The following is a 19,484-nucleotide window of genomic DNA, read 5'->3' on the forward strand; positions in this document are numbered from 1 at the left end:
AACGACTGCCCGGGGACCGCATGCCGCAATCGAGGAGGGAACAGACCCGTGGAACCCGAAGCACGTGCTCGCCTGCGCACCGCTCGCACCGAGGCCAAGCTCAGCGTTCGTGAGCTGAGTCGCCGCGTCGGCATCTCACCGAGCATGTTGTCCCAGATCGAGAACGGGCACTCCGAACCCTCGGTCGCCACCCTCTACTCCCTGGTGTCCGAACTCTCGATCTCGCTCGACCAGCTCCTCGCCGGACCGGGGGTGGAGCGCAGTCGCGGCCCACTGACGACCCCTACGTCGCCTCTTGTGACGCCCGACGAACGAGCTGTGCTCGTGATGGACAGCGGCGTCACCTGGGAGCGGCTTACGCCCAGCCCTGACCCGCTTGTCGATGCACTGCTCGTCACCTACCCACCTGGCAGCAGCTCTTCCACGAAAGGAGGGCTGATGAGTCACCAAGGACGGGAGTACGGCTTTCTGATCTCGGGGCGCCTGACCGTCCGCATCGGGTTCGAGACCTACAGTCTCGAACCCGGCTCGTCCATCAGCTTCGACTCCGCGGTCCCCCACCTGTACGTGAACGAGAGCGACGAGCCGGCGAGCGGCCTGTGGCATGTGGTCGTAGGGGGCGGTGCGTCGGGAACCGAGGGCCCGATCCCCACCTGGCTCCCCACTGACGCGCAGCAAGAAGGCCGCTCTTGACAACCTCGCTGCCCACCACTGGTTGACGTCGCTCGCCCTTCAGGTGTTAAGTCTTGCTTAACACATGCACACCATACCGAGTGCAGCTGATGGGCGTGCGTCTCCGATACCGCGACTGTCCGCTTGAGCAAAGGACTTGTGATGGCGATTCCAACGTTTGGTCCGAACGCGGTCGACTGGGAAACCCGCGTCGACATGAGCAGGCTCCGCGACGAGCGGCTGGCCCGTCTCCGCAAGTCGTTGGAGCAGTCCGACGTCGGCGCCGTCCTGGCATTCGACTTCGCCAACATCCGCTACATGACCTCGACCCACATCGGCACATGGGCAGTCGACAAGATGATCCGGTTCTCCCTGCTGGTCAGGGGAGGTGAGCCGATCGTCTGGGACTTTGGTTCAGCCGCCAAGCACCACCAGCTGTACAACCCGTGGCTGGACTACTCGAAAGCCCACTCGGACAGTGATCCGCACGGAGCCCACCACGGAGCCGATGCCCGCAACCCGAGCGGCGCTCGCGCCGGCATCTCGACACTGCGCGGCGCGATCAACCCTTTGGTCGGGATGGCCGACTCCGTCGCCCAGAAGATCAAGCGCGAGCTCGAGCTCTATGGGCTCCTGGGCGAGCCGCTCGGCGTCGACGTCATCGAGCTCCCGGTCCTGATGGCCCTGCAGAACGCGGGCATCACCGTGGTCGACGGCCAGCAGGTGTTCCTGGAAGCCCGACGCATCAAGACACGTGACGAGATCCATCTGCTCACCCATGCCTGCTCGATGGTCGACGCTGCCTACGAGAACCTCTACGAGTTTCTCCGGCCGGGTGTGCGCGAGAACGAGTGTGTGGGAGTGGTGGCCAAGACTCTCTACGACCTCGGCTCGGAGTTCGTCGAAGGCGTCAATGCCATCTCCGGGGAGCGGTGTGCACCACATCCCCACGTCTTCTCGGACCGCATCGTGCGGCCCGGGGATCCGGCGTTCTTCGACATTCTGCACAGCTACAACGGCTATCGCACCTGCTACTACCGTACGTTTGCTGTCGGCAGCGCCTCTTCCGCCCAACGCGACGCCTACACGCGGTGCCGCGAGTACATGGACGAAGCGATCAGTCTCGTCCGCCCAGGCGCTACAACGGCCGACATCGTGTCGGTGTGGCCAACGGCGCAGGAGTTCGGGTTCCCCGACGAGGAAGCGGCCTTCGCGCTGCAGTACGGCCATGGTGTCGGGCTGTCGATCTGGGAGAAGCCGGTGTTCTCCAGACTGGTTTCCCTTGAGCACCCCGAGGTGCTCGAAGAGGGCATGGTGTTCGCGCTGGAGACCTACTGGCCGTCGAAGGACGGCTGGGGCGCGGCCCGGATCGAGGAGGAACTCGTGGTGACCGCGGATGGCTGCGAGGTGATCACGAAGTTCCCCGCAGAGGAGCTTCTCGTCGCCGGCCAGCGCTACTTCACCGTCTCAGGACCGTTGTCGACCGAGCGCGACTCGCAGTCGCATCTGAACACGGTTGCCGGGACCCGGTCCAGCCACCAAGGCGACTCTGCTCACCTCTGACCCGAGAGCTGACCCAAGCCCGTCGGTCCACGTGGACGCGAGCCGCCGACTGCTCCCGTGAGTCGGTGACGTGAAGAGATTTCCCTCCAAGGAGCACGTGGGCCTCTCCCGGCGCGTCCGACTGAGTCGGGTGGGTGTGGATCAGGCTTGCAACGTCGTCCGCCGAGTCCCCATTCACGATCAGCTGGGACTCGGCGACGAGTTCGCTGACGCGGCCGCCCTCCATCCACACTCCCTCGACGGTGTTGTCGGCCAAAGCGACCGCTGGAGATCGTGACCTGACGGGAGCGTTGAAGCACACGATGAGCTTGCCCGAGCAAGACCCTCAAGCCAAGACTCCCGCTGTCTCCTGGAGCGAGGCGCTGCGCAGCGCCGTACGAGGCAGGTCATTGGCGCAGACGACCGTGGCCGCCCTGACAGTCGGGTCAATCCTGTTCATGGTCAACCTCTACTCACAGGTCCGGGAAGGCCCGTTCACGTGGGCGCTCACGGCTCGCGTCGCCCTGACCTTCCTCGTGCCGTGGCTCAACGCGACGATGGGGATCGCGATCGGCCTGCGGAAACCCGGCGCTTCACCGCGTCGCCGGACCGGGCATGCAGTAATGGCCACTCCCCAGGAGTCTGTCCCACCCTCACCCCGAGCCGGCCACTCCCACGCAGGACCCGTCGAAAGGTAGTTCACATGTCGCTTGTTCCTCTACTCGCATCCGACCAGTTCTCCTCGGTCGACCAACCCACCCTCGCACAGGGGGTGAATGCTTACGGACAAGTCCTCAACACCTGGGCGGCCATCGGGAACAGTCCCGGTTTGCTCGCCACATACCTGCCGTTCCTCAGGCAGGTCAACGGCCCAGGCGCGTTGGAGGAGCGCGTGAAGGAGCTCGTCGCGGTACGCGTGGCCGTACTCAACCACTGCCGCTATACAGCAAGTCACCGCTGCACGTCCGCACTGGCCAAAGGGGTGGGCGTCGACGAGCTCACGGCCGTTGCGGGAGGCGAGCTCGAAGGCTTCACCGAGCGGGAACGGCTGGCTCTTCAGTTGGCCGAGGAGATCACGGTCGCCGTTCCGACGGTCCCCGTGGAAGGTGGCCTCACCGGCGTCTCGGCAAGTGTCCGCGACGATGTGCAGCGGGTGTTCGACGCAGCACAGGTGGTGGAGCTCGTCATGAGCATCAGCATCTGGAATGCATTGTCACGCTTCCATCGTGTCATGGCCCTCGATCTGGACATGCCGGAGCCACCCACACTCGTGGAGATCCACCTCTGAAACCACACAGGGCAGTGAGGTCTCGGCCGCTTCGAGAGCCATCCCGGTCCTCGACCGTCACGATGGCCCCACGGTCCGTCAGTTGAGTTGGTCATTCCCCGGTGTTGATCGCGGGAATCCGGCCGAGGTCACGACCGCGCATGCGGTGGCAGTCGCCCTTGAGGGAGATCACTTCGGACTGGTGGACGAGGCGGCCGATCATGGCGGCGACCCTGTCGTCGCCGAAGACCTCGCCCCGGCGTCCAACTGACGGGACGGGGACCGGGGCCGACGCCGCCTCCGTCCTCCCACTCCGCGTGACAGGGCTCCGCATCATCGCCTGGTCCTCCGGACCCTCGCGACCGCCCCACTGCTCGCCCTGTCGTCGGCGTGGGTGGTGCACTGCACACCTCACCGGAACACCGCGCAGCACCATGCCCACAGACATCGGTGCCACGGCCGGCGCACCCCGGAAGTGGGCCGTGGCACTGATGACTGTGGGGTTCGGCACCCTCTCGCCGGCGAAGGACTGGATCGGTCCTTCGCCGGCCGTACGCGTCGACTTGGTGCTGTGGGTCGTCGGCACGCTGCTGAGCCTGGTCACCAGTGTCTGGATTCCGATCCCGGCCATCGCGGACCACGAAGCGGGCCAGGACCCGGCCTTCGCGGGATGGCTCATGCACGTGATCCCGCCGATGCTCTCCCCGCCGGCGGTGCGACACTCGTTCCGCACACCGCTCCCGGACAGGCGCGTCTCACCCTGCTGCTGCCTGTTGCTCCACGTTCGGGATCAGCCACTTCACGAGCATCGTGATCAGCACTCACCTGTCGAGCCGTCTCGTGCACCGCAAGGTCGGGCCAGCGGGATGGTTCCCACGCTGTGCATCGTGCGCGGTCCGCTCTCTGCTCGGTCAGCCGATGGCAGCGGGGAACGCACTGGGGTCGGTCGCCCACCTGGCACTGCCGCACCCGCACACGTCCGGCGCCGCCGTGTCTCCGGTTTCGTCATCGTTGTCCCCACCGCGGGCTCGCAATGATGTGGCCTGCCCTCGCCCCGCCTCACCGTGGGGCCGGGCCGCCAGGGCACATCTTCCCATTATCTTGGCCTGGTAGAGCTTCACCTTCCGGTGGGCGCGTGCGTGACGGGCACCGGTTCCACTGGCGGCACGCCTTCGCGCCGACGCGTTCGACGCGTCGGCAGCCTTGTACGTACTCCTTCTGGCGACGAGGTCGTCGTCGCCGGGCGCACGCTGCGCGGCAGCCTTCTCGGCGCACTGTTCCTGCCCGAGGCTCCGGTTTCCGGTCAACTTCTCGGCCGCAAACGACCGAACCTGTTGGCTCTGTCGTTGACGCCTTGTCGCGCTCCCGACTGCCCCCTACGGCAGGGCGGTCACGGGTCGCATCTACCAGCAAAAAGGGAGGTGTTCATGTCCTTTGTGGTACGGGTCCGTTGACGAGAACCCACGCCGAGCGTGCACGGTTGCGCACGTTGACCCCGGCGACGTGGTCGGCCGGGCCAGCGAGCCCGCACCGACGACAGCAGAAGGCGTCCCGGACGGGACGGTTGTTTCTCGCGGTGTGTCCGCATCTGGGGCACATCTGCGAGGTGTAGCGGGCATCCACCCAGATCACCGGCACTCCGGCCCGCCGGGCTTTGTACCGGATGTGCTCTTCCAGCTGGTGGAAAGGCCACGAGGAGAACGCGGCCCGCTGGTCGCGGAAAGGCCGTACCCGGTCACGGATGCCACTCAGTTCTTCGAGGGCGATTCCGCGTCCGGTGCTCCCCCAGCGCTTCGCCTGGGAGGTACCCCCAGCGACGGCCACGATCTCTTTACTGATCCTGTGGTTGACATGGGCGGCGTGCCGGGCCTCGCGGCGTGCCCGGCGTTTGGCCCGCCGGGTGGCGGAGCGGGTCTGCTTCGCCTGGAGTTCGGCTCGCTTGCGGGCGTGCCAGCGCCGGTAGCGGCCAAGGCGGCGGCCCTGGTAGTTGGTCCCGTCGGACGTGGTGGCGAGGTTGGCGATGCCCCGGTCCACCCCGATCCAGTCCACCGGGTCGGTGTTGAGCGGCGCTTCGGGAATCTCGCAGGTGGCGATAAGGAACCACATGCCGTCCCGGTGCACGAGATCCGACTCGCCCTTGCGGTATTTCTCGAGCATCGCCAACTGGCCGGGGTGCCCGGTGTACCGGACGCCCTTCATCCGCCCGGCCACGGTCCAGACGCTCACCGTCCGGGCGTCGTGCTGCCAGGACAGGATCCGGTCGTCATACGGCTGGGCCGCATCAGGCCGGAAGACGACCGGCTTCGACTCCGCACGCCTGGGCCGCTTCGAGGTGGCCGGGCCGAGGTTTCCCGCCCGGATGTTGGCGCGCAACGTGGCGTAGGCGTCCACGACCTTCTTCACCACCCGCACGGCCGGCTGGGCAGCCAGCCCGAACTCCGACTTCAAGTGGGTGTAGACGAGCTTTTGCAGCTCGTTGCGGGTGGTGGTGCCCGTCTCATAAGCCACCACCGAGGCGGCATCAGCCGCCCGGTTGCACACGCGCAGGGTCGCCGCCAAAGCCGCCGCCACCTCCGGCGACGGCAACAGCTTCACCTGCACCACGACCTTCACCCCATCAACCTAACCGCCACCACCGACAACAGCCGAAAGCACAGGTCACGACAGACACGAAGGGAACTCCGCCGCTTAGCGGCTCCGCTCCAAGCACCCATTCCTCCCCGGCCTGAAGGCCGGGGCCTCCTGGGAGAAATCAGGTGAAGTGACGCGAGCCGCGTGATCGTCCGGGCGGATGCACTCGCCGGCCCGGACGATCACGCGGCTCGGCAGCTCAGCCCGCGTGCGTGCGGAACGTCCGGCGTCCCCTCACCCACCGGACGTGAGAAATGGCGTCGCCCGCTCCCGGCTTCGGGTCGCGACCGTACTGCTCGGGTCAGACCGAATCGCCGGCGACCTCCCGGCCCGCCGCACCCACGTCCCGCGCGGAACCGGGCCGCGCGTCCGGGCTGAACAACCCGCCCATGTGAACGCCCAACTCCCCTCCGGTGTCGTCGCAGATCCAACTGATGCGCACCGTCTCGGTCGCCCGGTCCTCCAGGATCTCGTAACCGGCGAAGCCGCCGACCGCCGACAGGGTCGGAGACCGAGACTGGTCCACATGTCGAAGTCCATCGACTGTGCGGCCGGTCAGGCAGAGGTCTGGCCGGCCTCACGCTGCAGCCGGATGAGGAGCGCCATGAAGTCCAGCTCGCCCAAACCAGTCGATATGCACGCCTGAAGCAGCTGCTGCACGACGCCGGTGACCGGCAGCGGAACTCCACCGGCTGCCGCCGACTCGAGGACCAGGTCCAAGTCCTTGCGCATCAGCCGCGAGCTGAACGTCGACGTGTAGTCGTCCGCCAGGATGGGCCCGATCTTGTACTTCACCAACGGTGACGCGACCGCCGAGGCGCCGACGACCTCCAGAAGCTTGTCTCGTCGTACGTCGTGGGCCTCGGCCAATGCGACGCACTCGGCAAGAAGTTCGGCCGTCCCGGCGACCATGAGGTTGAGAGCCAGCTTGATGATTCGTGCAGCATCCCCCTCGCCGGCGTAGAACACATGGGGGCCGATGTCGCGAAGCAGACTCTCGACCGACGTGAAGACGGGGTCCTCACCCGAGGCGATGATCGTGAGGTTCCCGGCTCGCACGACACCCGGGTTTCCGCTCACTGGAGCGCGTAGGTACCGGATGCCGCCGGCCGCAGCCGCGGCGGCCACCTGACGGGAGACCTCCGCTGAGACAGTGCTCATGTCGATGAGAGTCTTCCCCCTGCCGGGTGCGGCGTGGGCGAGCCCGCCGTCGGGCGCGAGCGCAACATCGGCCAGAGCAGAGGAGTCTGCGACCATCGTGATGCAGACGTCCGACCGGGCCCACGCCTCATGGGAGGCGTCCAGCTCGAACGCGCCCTTGGCCACCAGGCCGTCTGCCCTGCCCTTCGACCGATTCCAGACGCTGACCTTGTGGCCTGCGCCGATGAGTCGTTCTGCGATGGCGGATCCCATCTGACCGAGGCCCAGCACGGATACGTCCACGTTCATCTCCTGGGGACAAAATGCGCGACATGCGCAAAGGGTTGTTGATCTCACCCAGGCCGGACAACTCGCGGTGTTGCTCAGTGCCGGCCTGGGTGTCTTGGCGGGTCTCGCTACATCGATGCAGCGAGCTGCCAGTCGAACGCGAGCTGCGCATGCGAATCGAGATCGCAGAGACTGCCGAATTTCCCACCGAAGTACACAAGTGGGTCCGCTTCGACGGAATAGCCGCAGCTGACCACCTCGCCGATGAAGATGGTGTGGTCTCCCCCGGCGATCTCTTCGTTCACGTTGCAAGCAAAGTGGGCGACGGCGCCTTCGACAACGGGGAGGTCGCTGTCGGTTCGGAACCCGATGCCGGCGAACTTGTCGTCACACCGGCTCGCGAACTGAAGTGCGTGCCGCTCCTGGCCCTGTGAAAGGACGCTGACAGCGAAGACTCCGGATCCGGAGATCGCGTCCCTCGTCGCAAGGGTGTTTCCGACGCAGACCAGCAGCATGAGCGGATCCAGCGACACAGACGCGACAGCGCTGGCTGTCATCCCTGCTGGTCCTTCCGGAGTCCTGGTGGTCACGATCGTGACGCCGGTCGTGAACCGAGACATGGCTCCGCGGTAGGTGACGCTCATGTCCTGCGCGGTCGATGTACCCATGATGCCCTCCGTTGCCTGTAACGAGATGGCTTGAGCGTTGTCCGTAACGAGATGGCTTGAGTGTGACTGAGAGCATGTTTACTGACGCGAAATCGGCCCAGGCCTATCGGCGTAGCTGCATGACGAGTCGGCGAACCTCGTCGGACGGCGGTACGCCGAGCTCCCGCATCCGCGCGGCGTACCGTTGGTAGAGCGCCAGCACGGCGTCATCGCTGCCGCTGGCATGCGCCAGCTGGATGGCGAGCCGCCAGGCCTGCTCGCGGTACGGATCCTCGCGAAGCACGTAGTCGACAAGTCCCCTTGCCTCGCGATAACGGTTCATTCGATAGGCGAGACTGGCTGCGTCGACTCGGGCCGACAAGAAGGTCTCCGTCAGAGCTACGCGACGCTCGGCGACCCAGTCACCTGCAACCGTGGCAAGGTAGGGCCCTCTCTCCGCACTGCTGAGGGCGTTCGACAGCGTCTGGAGGCGAATCGCTCCGTCCTGTCTCCCCGCCTGGGCGACGAGGTCGACCGCCCGTTGTGCCGAACCCATGGCCAACGCGGGGCCGACCAGTTGAAAGACATCGCCGTCCTGCGCCGGGCCCATGCCGTCGGGGAGCACCTCGCGCAGTCGGTAGAGCGCCTGCCGCAGATAGCTGCGGCCGGCAGCATCATTGCGGCCGCCGAAGAGCGCCCCGAGAAGCTCTTCGCGTGTAGCCCTACGGTCGGGTGTCCCGAGCAGGTAGCTCAGCAGCTCGACACTCTTCGTCAGCCCAGGCTGAGCCACGGTTCCGTCGATGGTGAGGGTCGGCTCGCCGAACTCCTCGAGCACGAGGCGGGGCGTACGCACGTTCACACGTATGGGATGTTGGCCCGAGAGGACGGCGAGGATCTCGTGCCAGGGCGACATGCGACTGGACTTGGTGTCCGCAGCTCTGGCCGCAACCGACGGCATGTCCGCCAGGGCCGTCAGGAGCAGGTGCTGTGTTCCGTGCGTCGAGGCGGAGACCATCGCAAGGTCGGCCGTGGCGTCGGAGTCGTCCTCGAGGCCGAGGCGCCATTGTGCCTCGGCCAGGTACACGGCAGCCGTCGGGAGATCGAGATGGCGGTCTCCCTTCTGCATGCTCCGAAGGCATTCCGCGAGGTGCTCGTGCCCCTCGGCATCTCTGTTCTGCAGAAGCATCGACAGTCCCGACCACATCTGCCATGGCTCCCGTGTGAGGGCGTACTCCGAGGCTCCGTTGGCAGTCGCCTCGGCCAGCACACGGTCGGCACTTTGTGTGTCACCCTTGAGGCGCAGGCACAACTTGGCTTCGACAAGCAGGCTCAAGTTCTTGTACACTCTGGAGCCGGTTGCCGCGATGAGCTCTCTCCCACGTTTGATGGACGCACAGGCCTCCTCTCCGCGGCCGAGGTCGAGCATGAGGTCGACGGCGTCGACGGCATGCAGCCAGACCGGCTGCGAGGAACCACGGCGAGGCTCGAACATCGACATCGCGGCGTCGAGTCGACCGGTGGCGCGCAGTGCGGCGACGGTCCAAGGGCCGCCGAGTATCGTGCGCCACGGATCGAACGATCCCGGGTCGTCGAGTCCTTCGAGGCGACCGCGCAAGAAGGCAAGCCGCATCAGCAAACCGTCGAGGGGGCCGGACGGCGTGGTCGAGTAGTCGGGAAAAGGTGGCGGCTCCTCGCCGGTGGCGAGTGCGATCAGCGTGAACGCGATGAGCCGGTTCCGGCCCGGGGGCAGCTGATCGGCAATGGACCGCGCCTCCTCGATCCGCCCGAAGTGCCAGAGGCACCAACAGGCCAGGACATGGGCCTCCTCGAAGTCGGGAGTCCCCGGCTCCGGAAGCCAGGCAGATCCATGGCGGTCGACGAGCTCCACTCCGCGATCACATTGCTCGAGTGCGAACGCGACGCGCAGGATGACCGATCCGATCTCCGGGGTCGGGGTCCGGGCCGACGCTCCCAGTGCATCGAGCCACCGTGCCGCCGGCGCGAAGTCCATCCGGGCGACGAGGCTGGGGAGGGCCACGGCAGCCAGCCGCCCAGCCGCCTCCAGGTCGCCGAGCCGGAGCAACTCATCGACGGCTTCCTCGTGCTCGCCGCGGGCGATCAGGACCTCGGCGTGCCTGCGCCGAACCGCGTCGAGCGTCCTGGCATCCTCCCGTCCCAGAGCCTCGAGCAGGAAGTCGCGGAACACCGGGTGCGGCGTCATGCGCGAACCGTCCGGGGACCACGTCACCGGAAGATGCCGGCCGCGGAGTCCCGCCATGACCTGCGCCGCGTTCTCCTGGTCCAGGGCTCGGGCGCTCTCAGCCGATACCTCCTCCAGAGGGCTGGTATGAAGGAGGAACGTTCTCTCGGTCAGGGAGAGGGAGTTGAAGACGTTCGCTGCGACATAGGACCGCAGCATGTCGCGATCCAGCTCGCGAGACGGTGTATGACGCCAGCCCTCGAACAGGACGCCCGTGACCCAGCCTCCCGTCGCCGCCACCGCCTGAGCCGGATTCACGTCGACGCGACCGACGGTTCGTAGTGCTGCGGCGGCCTCCTGGGCGTCGAACGAGAGATCGCTCTCGACCAGTTCACCCACCCGGTCACGCTCGCTCGTCGAGCCCGAGTCGAGGCGGACATCGACACGCGAGATCAGTACGAGGTTCACGTCGTACGGCAGGTAGCGAGCGAAGGACGACAGCACCGCGATGCAGGTCTCGTCGGGGGCGACTCGTTCCACGTTGTCGCACACCAGAATGAGCCGGCTCCCCTGGAGACTTTCCGCCAGTAGTCCAGCTGCCTCACCGATGTGGAGACTGCTGCTCAGGGCATCGGACGCCACATCGGCTGCACTGGGGACAGCGCCCTCGACAGCCGCCTCGAGGTAGACGAGCAGGCGGCCCGCCGCCTGCTCCGTACCGTCGAGTGACAGCCAGGCAACGGGCCTGTCGAGATCGCGGACAGCCAGGGCCACTGCCGTCGTCTTGCCGGCCCCGGCTGTCGCGAAGACGTTCACCACGGTGTGGCGGTCGAGCAACCCCCTCAGCCGTTGACTGAGCCTCTCGCGAACGACGATGTCCTTCGCCGGCTCCGGCATTGCCAGCTTCCGCCTGATGATCGCGCGATTCTGTCGACCTGGGGCCTTTGAGCCGCTCGGTCTATCGGTTTCGGAGTCACCCATCGATCGTCGCGCCTCCGTGATCCTCAGTGCTCTTCCGGGAGCTTACGCCAGTCGTCCGGGAAGAAGAACCCGTCCGAAGTGGGAGGAATCGGCGACTGCACCTCGATCCAGCGCGCGGGCTCATTACGTTCGTTGACGAACCCATGTGTGCCGTTGGTGCCCGCCCACACCAGATCACCTGTCTCGACGACCTCGTCGTTGCCGTCGAGGGTTCCTCGCATCCCGCCGGAGGTGAAGTAGTAGATCTCCTCGAACGGGTGGTAGTGGACCTTCGCCGCCTGGCCCGGACCGGACTTCGGCGCGATCTCGCACACGAAGACCGTGTGATGCTGTGCCCCCAGGAGCTGGTCGACCATCATCCTGAGGCTGATGTTCTTGACGTTGGGGCCGTGGTAACCGGGCATCGACAGCTGCGCGTACGGGGCCATGTCCGAGTCCTCGAAGTGCCCGACGAAGCGATGCCGGGGATCCGTCTCCGACGGACGGCCGAGGTTCTCACCCGCAGCGGGCTTGGCGGCGATGCTGTTACGGGCACCGTCGAACGTCGGCGGCTTCGGTGCGCGCACGCCGAGCCACGTCAGTCCCTCATCACCCGCGGACAGCGCATGGGCGAGGCCCACGGGCGCCACACCGTAGTCGCCGGAACCCAGTTCGTAGCGCAGACCGGCAAGGGTGGCTTCGCCGTTTCCGCCCGTGATGAACCACGACTCCTCGAACGGGCAGCGGGCCCAGCCCGTCGTCGCCCCGGGAGCCAGCTCGTACAAGCTCACCTCCAAGTGCGCAGCACCCTGCTCATGCCCGACCAGGAGCGCCTGCCGAAGACCGGGCACGCCCTCGACATCGAAGAACTTCCGATCCGCCGCACGTGCGATGTAGTAAGCCATGTCAACCTCTCCGTTCATACGCGAAGGAGCCCGGGTCGGCATCCCTCGCCCAGTCGCTGTTTTTCTTCATGGAGCCCCTGCCCAGGGGAATACTGAGGACGGCGGTCCGCGGCCGACACCGGCCGCGAACCGCCCCTGCTCGGTCGCCGGCTCAGCGGACCCGTGAGCCCTCAAGCCGCACGCCGTCAAGGCGCCGGGCGTATTCGGCCTGCTCGGTGTAAGCCGTCACCTCGGGAGCCTCGGGCTTCTGAAGGCCGCAGATCTTTCGGGCGAGTTCGGTGAGCGGGCCGGAGGGTGACAGCTCCGAGCGCTTCATCGTGAGCATCCGAGTGGCGAGCATCGGGGTCCCGTTGAACTGCTCGAAGGTGCTCACCCGGTCGCCGAAGTCGGACAGGAAGAGGTCACGGATGACGCGCGAGATGCGCAAGCGGTCATAGGGCTCGCCGACCGCACCTGCCTGCAACGGTTCGAGCCAGTCGTGAAGCTCGGGGTTGCTCCACTGCTCCTCGGTGGGGAACAGGAGCGAGGCACGACCGGCAAGGTCGATCACCTCGTTCCTCATTTCCGCGTACCTCTCCAAGTAGTACGACCGGCCGAAGTCGAACAGCAGGACGTTCGGCTTGTAGAGCCCTCCCGGCGAGATGAACCCTTCCGCCTCGGACGCGATCACATGGGCTCGTATCGTCTGGTAGAACTCGATGAGACGCGCCAGGCGCGCCTGGACCGGCGGAAGCTGGTAGGTGCCGAGGTGCTCGGTCATCACCAGCGCGAGTCCGGCCATGAGTTCGGCCCGCACCATCGTCCGGACGAGCGCCTCGTAGTGCAGCCAGTCGAAGATGCGCTGCGGGTAGAGCGAAGCGTGCTCGGTACTTCCAATGTGGAAAACGCGCTCCCACGGAATGAACACGTTGTCGAAGATGACGGTGCATTCGAGCTCGTCGCCGGCCGAAGAGATCGGGTGGTTATCGGGGTCGTCCCGCACCGTCGCCTCGCGGGAGACCATCGTGACGCCCGGCGCGTTGGCAGGACAGGCGCCGTAGATGACCTGTTCGCTCTCCATTCCCGGGCGGAAGAAGACGCCGATGTGAATGTAGTCGGCGAACGGCGTGCCGGTGCTCACGGCTTTGACACCGTTGACCACGATGCCGTCGTCGCGAGTCTCCACGATACGCAGCGCGGTCTTGGCCGCGTGCTGCTTGGACCGGTCGACCTGAGGGTCGATGAAGGCGAAGGCGCAGTTGAGATCGCCCTCCTTCACGAGCTCCAGGAAGTCTCGGATGCCCACGGTCAGGTCACGCCCGCCGGTGCCCACGGACTGGTCACTCCACGGCTTCGGGTCCTCTTCGTAGGTGACCAGGCCGTAGTTGTTCGCGCACGGGGTCCGCCCGACCGATCCGGCATTGAGCTCCCGGATCACGGTCTCCAGATACACACGCTTGCGCCGCAACCCCTCGGCGTCCACGTGCTTGAACCACATCATCGAACGACGCACTCCGTCGTCGTCGACGAAGGTCATGATGTCCTGCATCTCGGGCTCGTGATGCAGGTCGTAGAACTTCGCTATGGTCTTGGCCGCTGCTCTGGTCTTCGGGTGTGTGGTGACGTCATCGATCCGATCACCTCCGACCCAGACAACGCGCCCGTCCCTGAGAGACTCCAAGTACTGGTCGCCAGTTCGCATCAAATGCCACCTTCTCCGTTCACCCAAGCACCGTCTTGCATGGACTTCTCTTGTCGGATTCGTCAGTGAGTTCCCTCGACGGAACGTCGCTGGGAACCGCCGCGAACCCGTTTGTGAACCTACCTTCGACGCGTTATAAGCTGGGAAATCAGAGCCACGATCGGCCGGTCATTCCCACCGTCAATTCGAATCGACGAAGCACATCTTCCTGCAAGGTGGAGACTCGCTCACCCGATGATTCCCCTCAGTTTATTCACGGGATGTTAGCCGGGTGTTAATCGTGATGAGGCGCCGTTAGCAATGGCGTTAGAGAGCCTTGCGGCAGAGTATTTCTGTCCGTGGACCGCTGGTCAGACGTCAAGTGCGGCGCGGGAGCCCTTCACGGCCTCTTCGTCGAGTCCGCCTGTTCCACATCGGTTCCCAAGGTCCGCATCCATCGGCGGCGAATGGGGTCCGAGAATGACGCTGGACCTGACGTTCGCCTCGCGTGAGGAAAGAAGTCGAACTGCGCGCCGGGTCCGTAGCAGCAGCCGGCGCGCGGTATCGAGGAACGCATCATCGCCCCCTGCCGAGCCGCACTCGTGCGGCCCTGGCAGGCAGTGCAGGGCGGGGGCGACCGCCTGCCAGGTGGCCGCCATCGGCGAGAAGTACCCCGTCCACTCGGCCACCGGTTACCGTGATGCGCTCGACTTGCGCTCGGGGGCTCAGTGGCGTCGGGGCGTTTATCAGCCCCAGCCACATCGTCCGGCACCGCCGCTCCTGGGACGAAGGCTGCAGAAGGACGAGAAGGCCAGCGCCGCCCACCGCAAGGTCCGCGCCTGGGGGCAGAGCGACGCCTGAGACGTACCGTGCAGCGGCCACACCCGAGAATGTCACTCTCGGTGACGTGATCTCTGCGGCTACGGTGGTCCGGGTGGTCGGCATGGTCGCCAGTTCGCTGACGGGCCGGATCCCGGCACAACGCGACCGGCTCGGACGGCTGAGCATGGACGCCCAGCTGCAGGTGACCGAAGTCCCTGGCGTCTTCCCTCGCGGTCCCAGGCCCGGCGTGAGAACAGACCGGCCACGGACCGCTGACCTCCCTCGGGGCCCTGGGTTCTCGAAGCTCATGCCGCTGCCTCAAGACGACGTTCGTCCGGTGAACGCCCGGGAATTGCCGACGGTCTCCGACACGGGTGTGCCACGCGCAAAAGACACGCAGTGAGGCGTTGTGTGGGAACTGCCCGGCTTCCGCGCCGGCGGCTTGATCGCGCGGCCTGCTCGGCCGGTGCGCCGCCAGGCACTGCCCAGCGGCCTGGTCGGCCGGCAAGCGGTGCTGCCCGTCCTGGCCAAGGTCTGTCTGGAATGGTGCGCGCGGCATCCATGGCACCGCGATCCAACCGGCCACATCGAGATCCGGTGACCGCCTCCGCAGCATAATGACGACCGCCAGCGTTCGTCCATATTCAGACAAGTCCTAGTATAAAGATATGAAGCTGATGGTTCCCGATCCGGACGGCTCAGAGGGCGGCCAGGTAGTGGACACCGATGTGGACCAAGCACGGAGGCAGCTGGAGCTGCTTTCGAACGCGGCGTCCATCGGCGCGTCCTTGAACGTGCAAACGACGGCTCAACGTCTGGCCGACCTCGTAGTCCCGGGGCTGGGCGACTTCGCGAACGTCAATCTGGCCACGGAAATCGGCGACGGCGAGGAACCACCGGAGCGGACAGGGGGCGGAGACTTGGCGCTGCGTCGCACGGCGCTCGCGCCGGCAGGCAGGCGGTGGCCGAATGGCTACCTTCCGGTGGGCGATGATCTTCCGAGATTCCCGAATCAATCAGTGATAAATAGTTTCCAGGCCGGAAAGGGATTCATGATCTCCGGTCGCTCGCACATCAACGCCCTCTACGACCACAACCCCGACATGGAAAGAGCCCTCATTCCGATAGGCGGCGACCACGAAGAAGTGTCGTTGCTGTGTGCCCCCCTGGTCACAGAAAGGATGCACGACGCCATTGAACAACCCGGTCTGCTCCTGGGCAGCATCGAAGTATGGCGAAGGACCCCCTTCACCGCTGCTGATCTGCAGCTGTTGCAATGGCTCGCCGCCTATGCCGCAGTGAGCATAGACAACGCCCGTCGCTACACGCGCGAACATCGCATGGCGCTGGCGCTCCAGCAAAGCATGCTGCCACAGGCGCGGGCCGTCACGACAGCAGGCGAGACGGCCGGGATCTACGTGCCGGCCGGGGCGGGGGCGACAGGCGGCCTGGGCGGGGACTGGTTCGACGTCATCCCCCTGTCTTCCGCCCGCGTGGCGCTGGTAGTGGGCGAAGTCGTCGGCCAGGGTGTGCATGCCGCCGCCGCCATGGGCCGGATGCGCACGGCCGTGCGCACACTCGCCGATCTCGATCTCGAGCCCGATGAACTGCTCACCCACCTCGATGACCTCGTCATCCATTTTGCAGAGGGTCACGAGGCCCCAGGCAGCTCCTGCATCTACGCCGTCGTCGACCCGACCACACGGCGCTGCACCGTTGCCAGTGCGGGGCATCCGCCACCGGCAATCGTCCGGCCCGACGGCGCGGTGGAGTACATTCCCCTCTCCCCAGGCCCGTTGCTGGGCGTGGGGGGCCTGGCGTTCGAGGTCGCGGAGGTTGATCTACGAGACGGCGACGTGCTCGCGCTCTACTCCGACGGCCTGATTCAACACCCGTCGAACGACATCGACCGCGGAATGGCGATCTTCCGCGAGCGACTGGCCGCAGCCCGCCCCACCGACGGTGATTTGTACGTGGCAGCGTCCCGCCTGGTTGCCGGCTTCTCCCAGGACGCCCTGCGCGATGACGGCACCCTCCTGCTCGCACGGGTACACGGAGTCCGCGACGAAGACACCGCATCATGGGAGATACCGGCCGATCCGGCGGCGGTTGCCGGCAGCCGCCAGAGCGCCGTCGACCGAGTCAGCGAATGGGGCCTTGCCGGACTCGCCTTTGCCACCGAGCTGGTGGTCAGCGAGCTTGTCACCAACGCCATCCGCTACGGCGGCGGCTGCGCGACCCTGCGCCTGATCCGCGAAAGCGACAGACTGACCTGCGAGGTATCCGACCCCTCCAGCACAGCCCCACACATCAAGCGCGCCCGAGACACCGACGAAGGCGGCCGAGGACTGTACATCGCCGCCCGGCTCGTCAACCGCTGGGGAGTCCGCTACACCCCCACCGGGAAAACCATCTGGGCCGAGCAGCCTTTGCAGGCGAGCGAACTCATCTGATCACCGGGTGACCGAAGCCCGCCTTCTGACCGGCGGTCGAGTCGCCTTTTCGGTGAGCAACAGCTCTGGCTCACGTTCCGTTCGCGCGTGAGGCACGGTTGGTTCGAGTGGAACCGGCGGCGCACGCCGCCCCAACTCCGCAGCCGTGGCCCGCGGTGTCCATGGACGACACGATCACCAAGTGCTCACCGTGGCCGTCCGCCCACCACGCCGGAGCACGGCGAGCCACCGTCGAGCCGAAGAACCTCCGCGACCGACTGCTGCACGCGGCCGCCCGCAACACCCGCGGAGGCCGCCGCGCGCGCTGAGGTTCGCTCCCCTCCTGGCCCTGGCGACATGAGCCGGCGGCGATGTCTTCGCCTGTCTCGCCATGCCCGGGCCGGCCACCTGACCAGCGGCGCTGTCCCTGCCCGTTCGGCGACAAGCGGCCGACAACCACGGCGCCCCTCCGATCAGCCCAGCTCAGCCAATGAACCGAAGCGGGGAGGTCACTGAGGTTGGCCCCGTGATGTCGTGCCGGGCGCTCGCGTGCTGATGGTCAGACCGGTCTCGGCGAGGCAACCGCCCATGAGGTCGCTGTGGCAGGGGATACAGGCGGAAGATCAGTGGCTCGAGATCGGCGGGATTCGTCGATCGCGACGCTACTGCGGCAGATCACGTGCGGGACGACCTCCGGCACGACCCACACCCCGGACACGCGCACAGCGGCCACCTCGCGGAGCGGGCCGCCTTCACCGCGGCACGAGCGCTGCCGGTATCCCGTTGATGCCGTTGTACTTGTTGCTGCGCGTCCACTCGACATCACCGGTGAGCTCGACTCTCTCGACGCGGGCGGCGAACTCGCCGAGGATCACCCGAAGCTCGAGACGGGCGAGGTTGGCGCCGAGGCAGAAGTGCGGCCCCTGCGCGAACCCGAGATGCGGATTGGGCTCGCGACGAACATCGACACGCTGGGGGTCGCAGAACATCGCCTCGTCACGGTTTGCCGAGGCGAGCCAGTACACGACGCGGTCCCCGGCGGAGATCCGATGTCCCGCCAGTTCACAGTCCTGCGTGGCCGTGCGGACGTTGTGCGCGACGGGGCTCATCATGCGGACCGCTTCGTCCGGCAGTGTGGTGAGCACACTCGGATCGTCGGCGACCGCATCCAGGATCGTCGGGTCAGCGGACATCGCGACGAGCGCCCACGATGCCGCGCTGCGCGTCGCATCCGCCCCCGCGCCGAACAGGAGCTCGAAGAACGCGTCGATCTCCGGCTCGATGAGGTGCGACGGATCCTCGTCGGGGAGGTGGGCATGGGTGATGACCGACAGCAGGTCGTCCTGCGGGTTGCGCCGCCTCTCGGCGACGATCTCTCGGCCGTACTGCAGAAGGCTCTCCGCCGCCGCAGCAGGCGCCCCGTCGACAGTCGAGTCGGCCTTGACGTCGAACACGTGGTGGACCCACTCGGAGAGGAGGTGGCGATCCTGCTGCGGGATCCCCATGAGCATGCAGATCGCCTGCAAGGGGAGCTCACCGGTGACCGACTCGACGAGGTCGCATCGCCCCAGCTCGACGGCGGCGTCGATCAACGTCACGCTCCGCCGCCGCAGTTCGTCCTCGAGCCGATTCACCATCCTCGGCGTGAAGCCACCGGAGACAAGGCGGCGCAGCCGGGCATGGCGCGGGTTGTCCATCATGTTCATCATGTAGCCAGCCCACGGGTGTTCGAAAAGGACCGTCCCCTGGGCGCTCGAGAACACGGCGGGGTCGAGCAGGATCGCCCGCGATTCGGCGTAGGTGTGCACCGACCAGAACCCGGTTCTCCTCGGAGTGTGCTCGGTGGGCTCGTGCCACCTGACCGGTGCTTCGCGGCGGAGCCGGGCGAACAGATCATGCGGGAACCCGTTGGCGAAGTTGTCGAGGTCCGTGAGGTCTGCTCGGACAGTCGTCGTCATGGGCGATCCTTCGTCTCTCGCCGCTTGCGGCGCGCCGTCCACGGTGTGGATCGTCTGCGCCCGTCGGCGGGCAGCAGGGCGCCGCTGATGAACGAGGCGTCTTCGGATGCCAGAAAAGCCGTCCGAGCGGCACCGTGCGAGCCGCCGCCGCGGCGCGTTGGGCACGGATCTCCTGCAGTGTCACGCCGTCCTGCGTACCCGTGATCGTCGCAAGGAACGTGCGGCGTGTCCGGTCGCATCGACAATCAAGCCGTTGCCCCGGATGCGCCACGGCGCACAGTGAGTGCCGAGCGCGAGTGTCAAGGAGTTCACGCCGGCCTTCTACCAGGAGTACCCCAGGACGCACGGTAGCGCGGACAC

16 protein-coding genes are annotated in these 19,484 nt (G+C 66.5%); 7 read left to right on the plus strand and 9 right to left on the minus strand.

Annotation, left to right across the window (positions count from 1 at the left end; translation table 11 throughout):
- Positions 1-48 precede the first annotated feature (48 nt).
- From ABT078_RS25500 to ABT078_RS25510, 3 genes are all read left to right on the plus strand, one after another.
- Positions 49-693 (plus strand): helix-turn-helix domain-containing protein, encoded by a 645-nt coding sequence (locus ABT078_RS25500; protein ID WP_351231484.1) that lies wholly within the window; start codon positions 49-51, stop codon positions 691-693.
- 141 nt (positions 694-834) lie between these two features.
- Positions 835-2,235, plus strand: coding sequence for a M24 family metallopeptidase (locus tag ABT078_RS25505; protein WP_351231486.1), 1,401 nt, complete (start codon positions 835-837; stop codon positions 2,233-2,235).
- 682 nt (positions 2,236-2,917) lie between these two features.
- A complete protein-coding gene (locus tag ABT078_RS25510; protein WP_351231488.1) occupies positions 2,918-3,502 on the plus strand; it encodes a carboxymuconolactone decarboxylase family protein in 585 nt (194 codons plus the stop codon).
- Positions 3,503-3,593: 91 nt separating this feature from the next.
- On the opposite strand, the gene ABT078_RS25515 is transcribed toward ABT078_RS25510, so the two are convergent.
- Positions 3,594-3,818, minus strand: a complete 225-nt coding sequence (locus tag ABT078_RS25515) for a P-loop NTPase family protein (RefSeq protein WP_351231490.1) — start codon at positions 3,816-3,818, stop codon at positions 3,594-3,596.
- 154 nt (positions 3,819-3,972) lie between these two features.
- On the opposite strand from ABT078_RS25515, the gene ABT078_RS25520 reads away from it, so the two are divergent.
- Complete coding sequence (locus ABT078_RS25520; RefSeq protein ID WP_351231538.1) at positions 3,973-4,518, plus strand: SLAC1 family transporter; 546 nt, start codon at positions 3,973-3,975, stop codon at positions 4,516-4,518.
- A gap of 388 nt (positions 4,519-4,906) precedes the next feature.
- Here the strand turns inward: ABT078_RS25520 and ABT078_RS25525 are convergent, their stop codons facing one another.
- The 7 genes from ABT078_RS25525 to ABT078_RS25555 all read right to left on the minus strand — a co-directional run bounded on the left by ABT078_RS25525 (position 4,907) and on the right by ABT078_RS25555 (position 13,933).
- Positions 4,907-6,094, minus strand: a complete 1,188-nt coding sequence (locus tag ABT078_RS25525; protein ID WP_351231492.1) for an RNA-guided endonuclease InsQ/TnpB family protein — start codon at positions 6,092-6,094, stop codon at positions 4,907-4,909.
- Positions 6,095-6,413: 319 nt separating this feature from the next.
- The gene (locus ABT078_RS25530; RefSeq protein ID WP_351231494.1) at positions 6,414-6,638 is read right to left on the minus strand and encodes a hypothetical protein; all 225 of its coding nucleotides are present in this window, start codon (positions 6,636-6,638) and stop codon (positions 6,414-6,416) included.
- A 29-nt stretch (positions 6,639-6,667) separates the two neighbouring features.
- Positions 6,668-7,555, minus strand: coding sequence for an NAD(P)-dependent oxidoreductase (locus ABT078_RS25535; RefSeq protein ID WP_351231496.1), 888 nt, complete (start codon positions 7,553-7,555; stop codon positions 6,668-6,670).
- 113 nt (positions 7,556-7,668) lie between these two features.
- Positions 7,669-8,208, minus strand: coding sequence for a flavin reductase family protein (locus tag ABT078_RS25540; RefSeq protein WP_351231499.1), 540 nt, complete (start codon positions 8,206-8,208; stop codon positions 7,669-7,671).
- 103 nt (positions 8,209-8,311) lie between these two features.
- Complete coding sequence (locus ABT078_RS25545; protein WP_351231501.1) at positions 8,312-11,284, minus strand: AfsR/SARP family transcriptional regulator; 2,973 nt, start codon at positions 11,282-11,284, stop codon at positions 8,312-8,314.
- 107 nt (positions 11,285-11,391) lie between these two features.
- A complete protein-coding gene (locus tag ABT078_RS25550; RefSeq protein WP_351231504.1) occupies positions 11,392-12,252 on the minus strand; it encodes a cupin domain-containing protein in 861 nt (286 codons plus the stop codon).
- Positions 12,253-12,403: 151 nt separating this feature from the next.
- Complete coding sequence (locus tag ABT078_RS25555; protein WP_351231506.1) at positions 12,404-13,933, minus strand: 4-hydroxyphenylacetate 3-hydroxylase family protein; 1,530 nt, start codon at positions 13,931-13,933, stop codon at positions 12,404-12,406.
- A 1,210-nt stretch (positions 13,934-15,143) separates the two neighbouring features.
- Between ABT078_RS25555 and ABT078_RS25560 the strand changes: the two genes are divergently transcribed.
- The 3 genes from ABT078_RS25560 (at position 15,144) to ABT078_RS25570 (ending at position 17,495) form a co-directional block, all read left to right on the plus strand.
- Entirely contained in the window at positions 15,144-15,335 is a 192-nt protein-coding gene (locus ABT078_RS25560; protein WP_351231508.1) for a hypothetical protein, read from the plus strand.
- A gap of 67 nt (positions 15,336-15,402) precedes the next feature.
- A complete protein-coding gene (locus tag ABT078_RS25565; protein ID WP_351231510.1) occupies positions 15,403-17,187 on the plus strand; it encodes a SpoIIE family protein phosphatase in 1,785 nt (594 codons plus the stop codon).
- A 161-nt stretch (positions 17,188-17,348) separates the two neighbouring features.
- On the plus strand, positions 17,349-17,495 hold the full coding sequence (locus ABT078_RS25570; RefSeq protein WP_351231512.1) for a hypothetical protein: 147 nt from the start codon (positions 17,349-17,351) through the stop codon (positions 17,493-17,495).
- 423 nt (positions 17,496-17,918) lie between these two features.
- Here the strand turns inward: ABT078_RS25570 and ABT078_RS25575 are convergent, their stop codons facing one another.
- A complete protein-coding gene (locus tag ABT078_RS25575; RefSeq protein ID WP_351231514.1) occupies positions 17,919-19,124 on the minus strand; it encodes a cytochrome P450 in 1,206 nt (401 codons plus the stop codon).
- Positions 19,125-19,484 lie beyond the last annotated feature (360 nt).

The sequence above is a fragment of the Streptomyces sp. NPDC002133 genome (assembly GCF_040296405.1).
Lineage (GTDB): Bacteria > Actinomycetota > Actinomycetes > Streptomycetales > Streptomycetaceae > Streptomyces.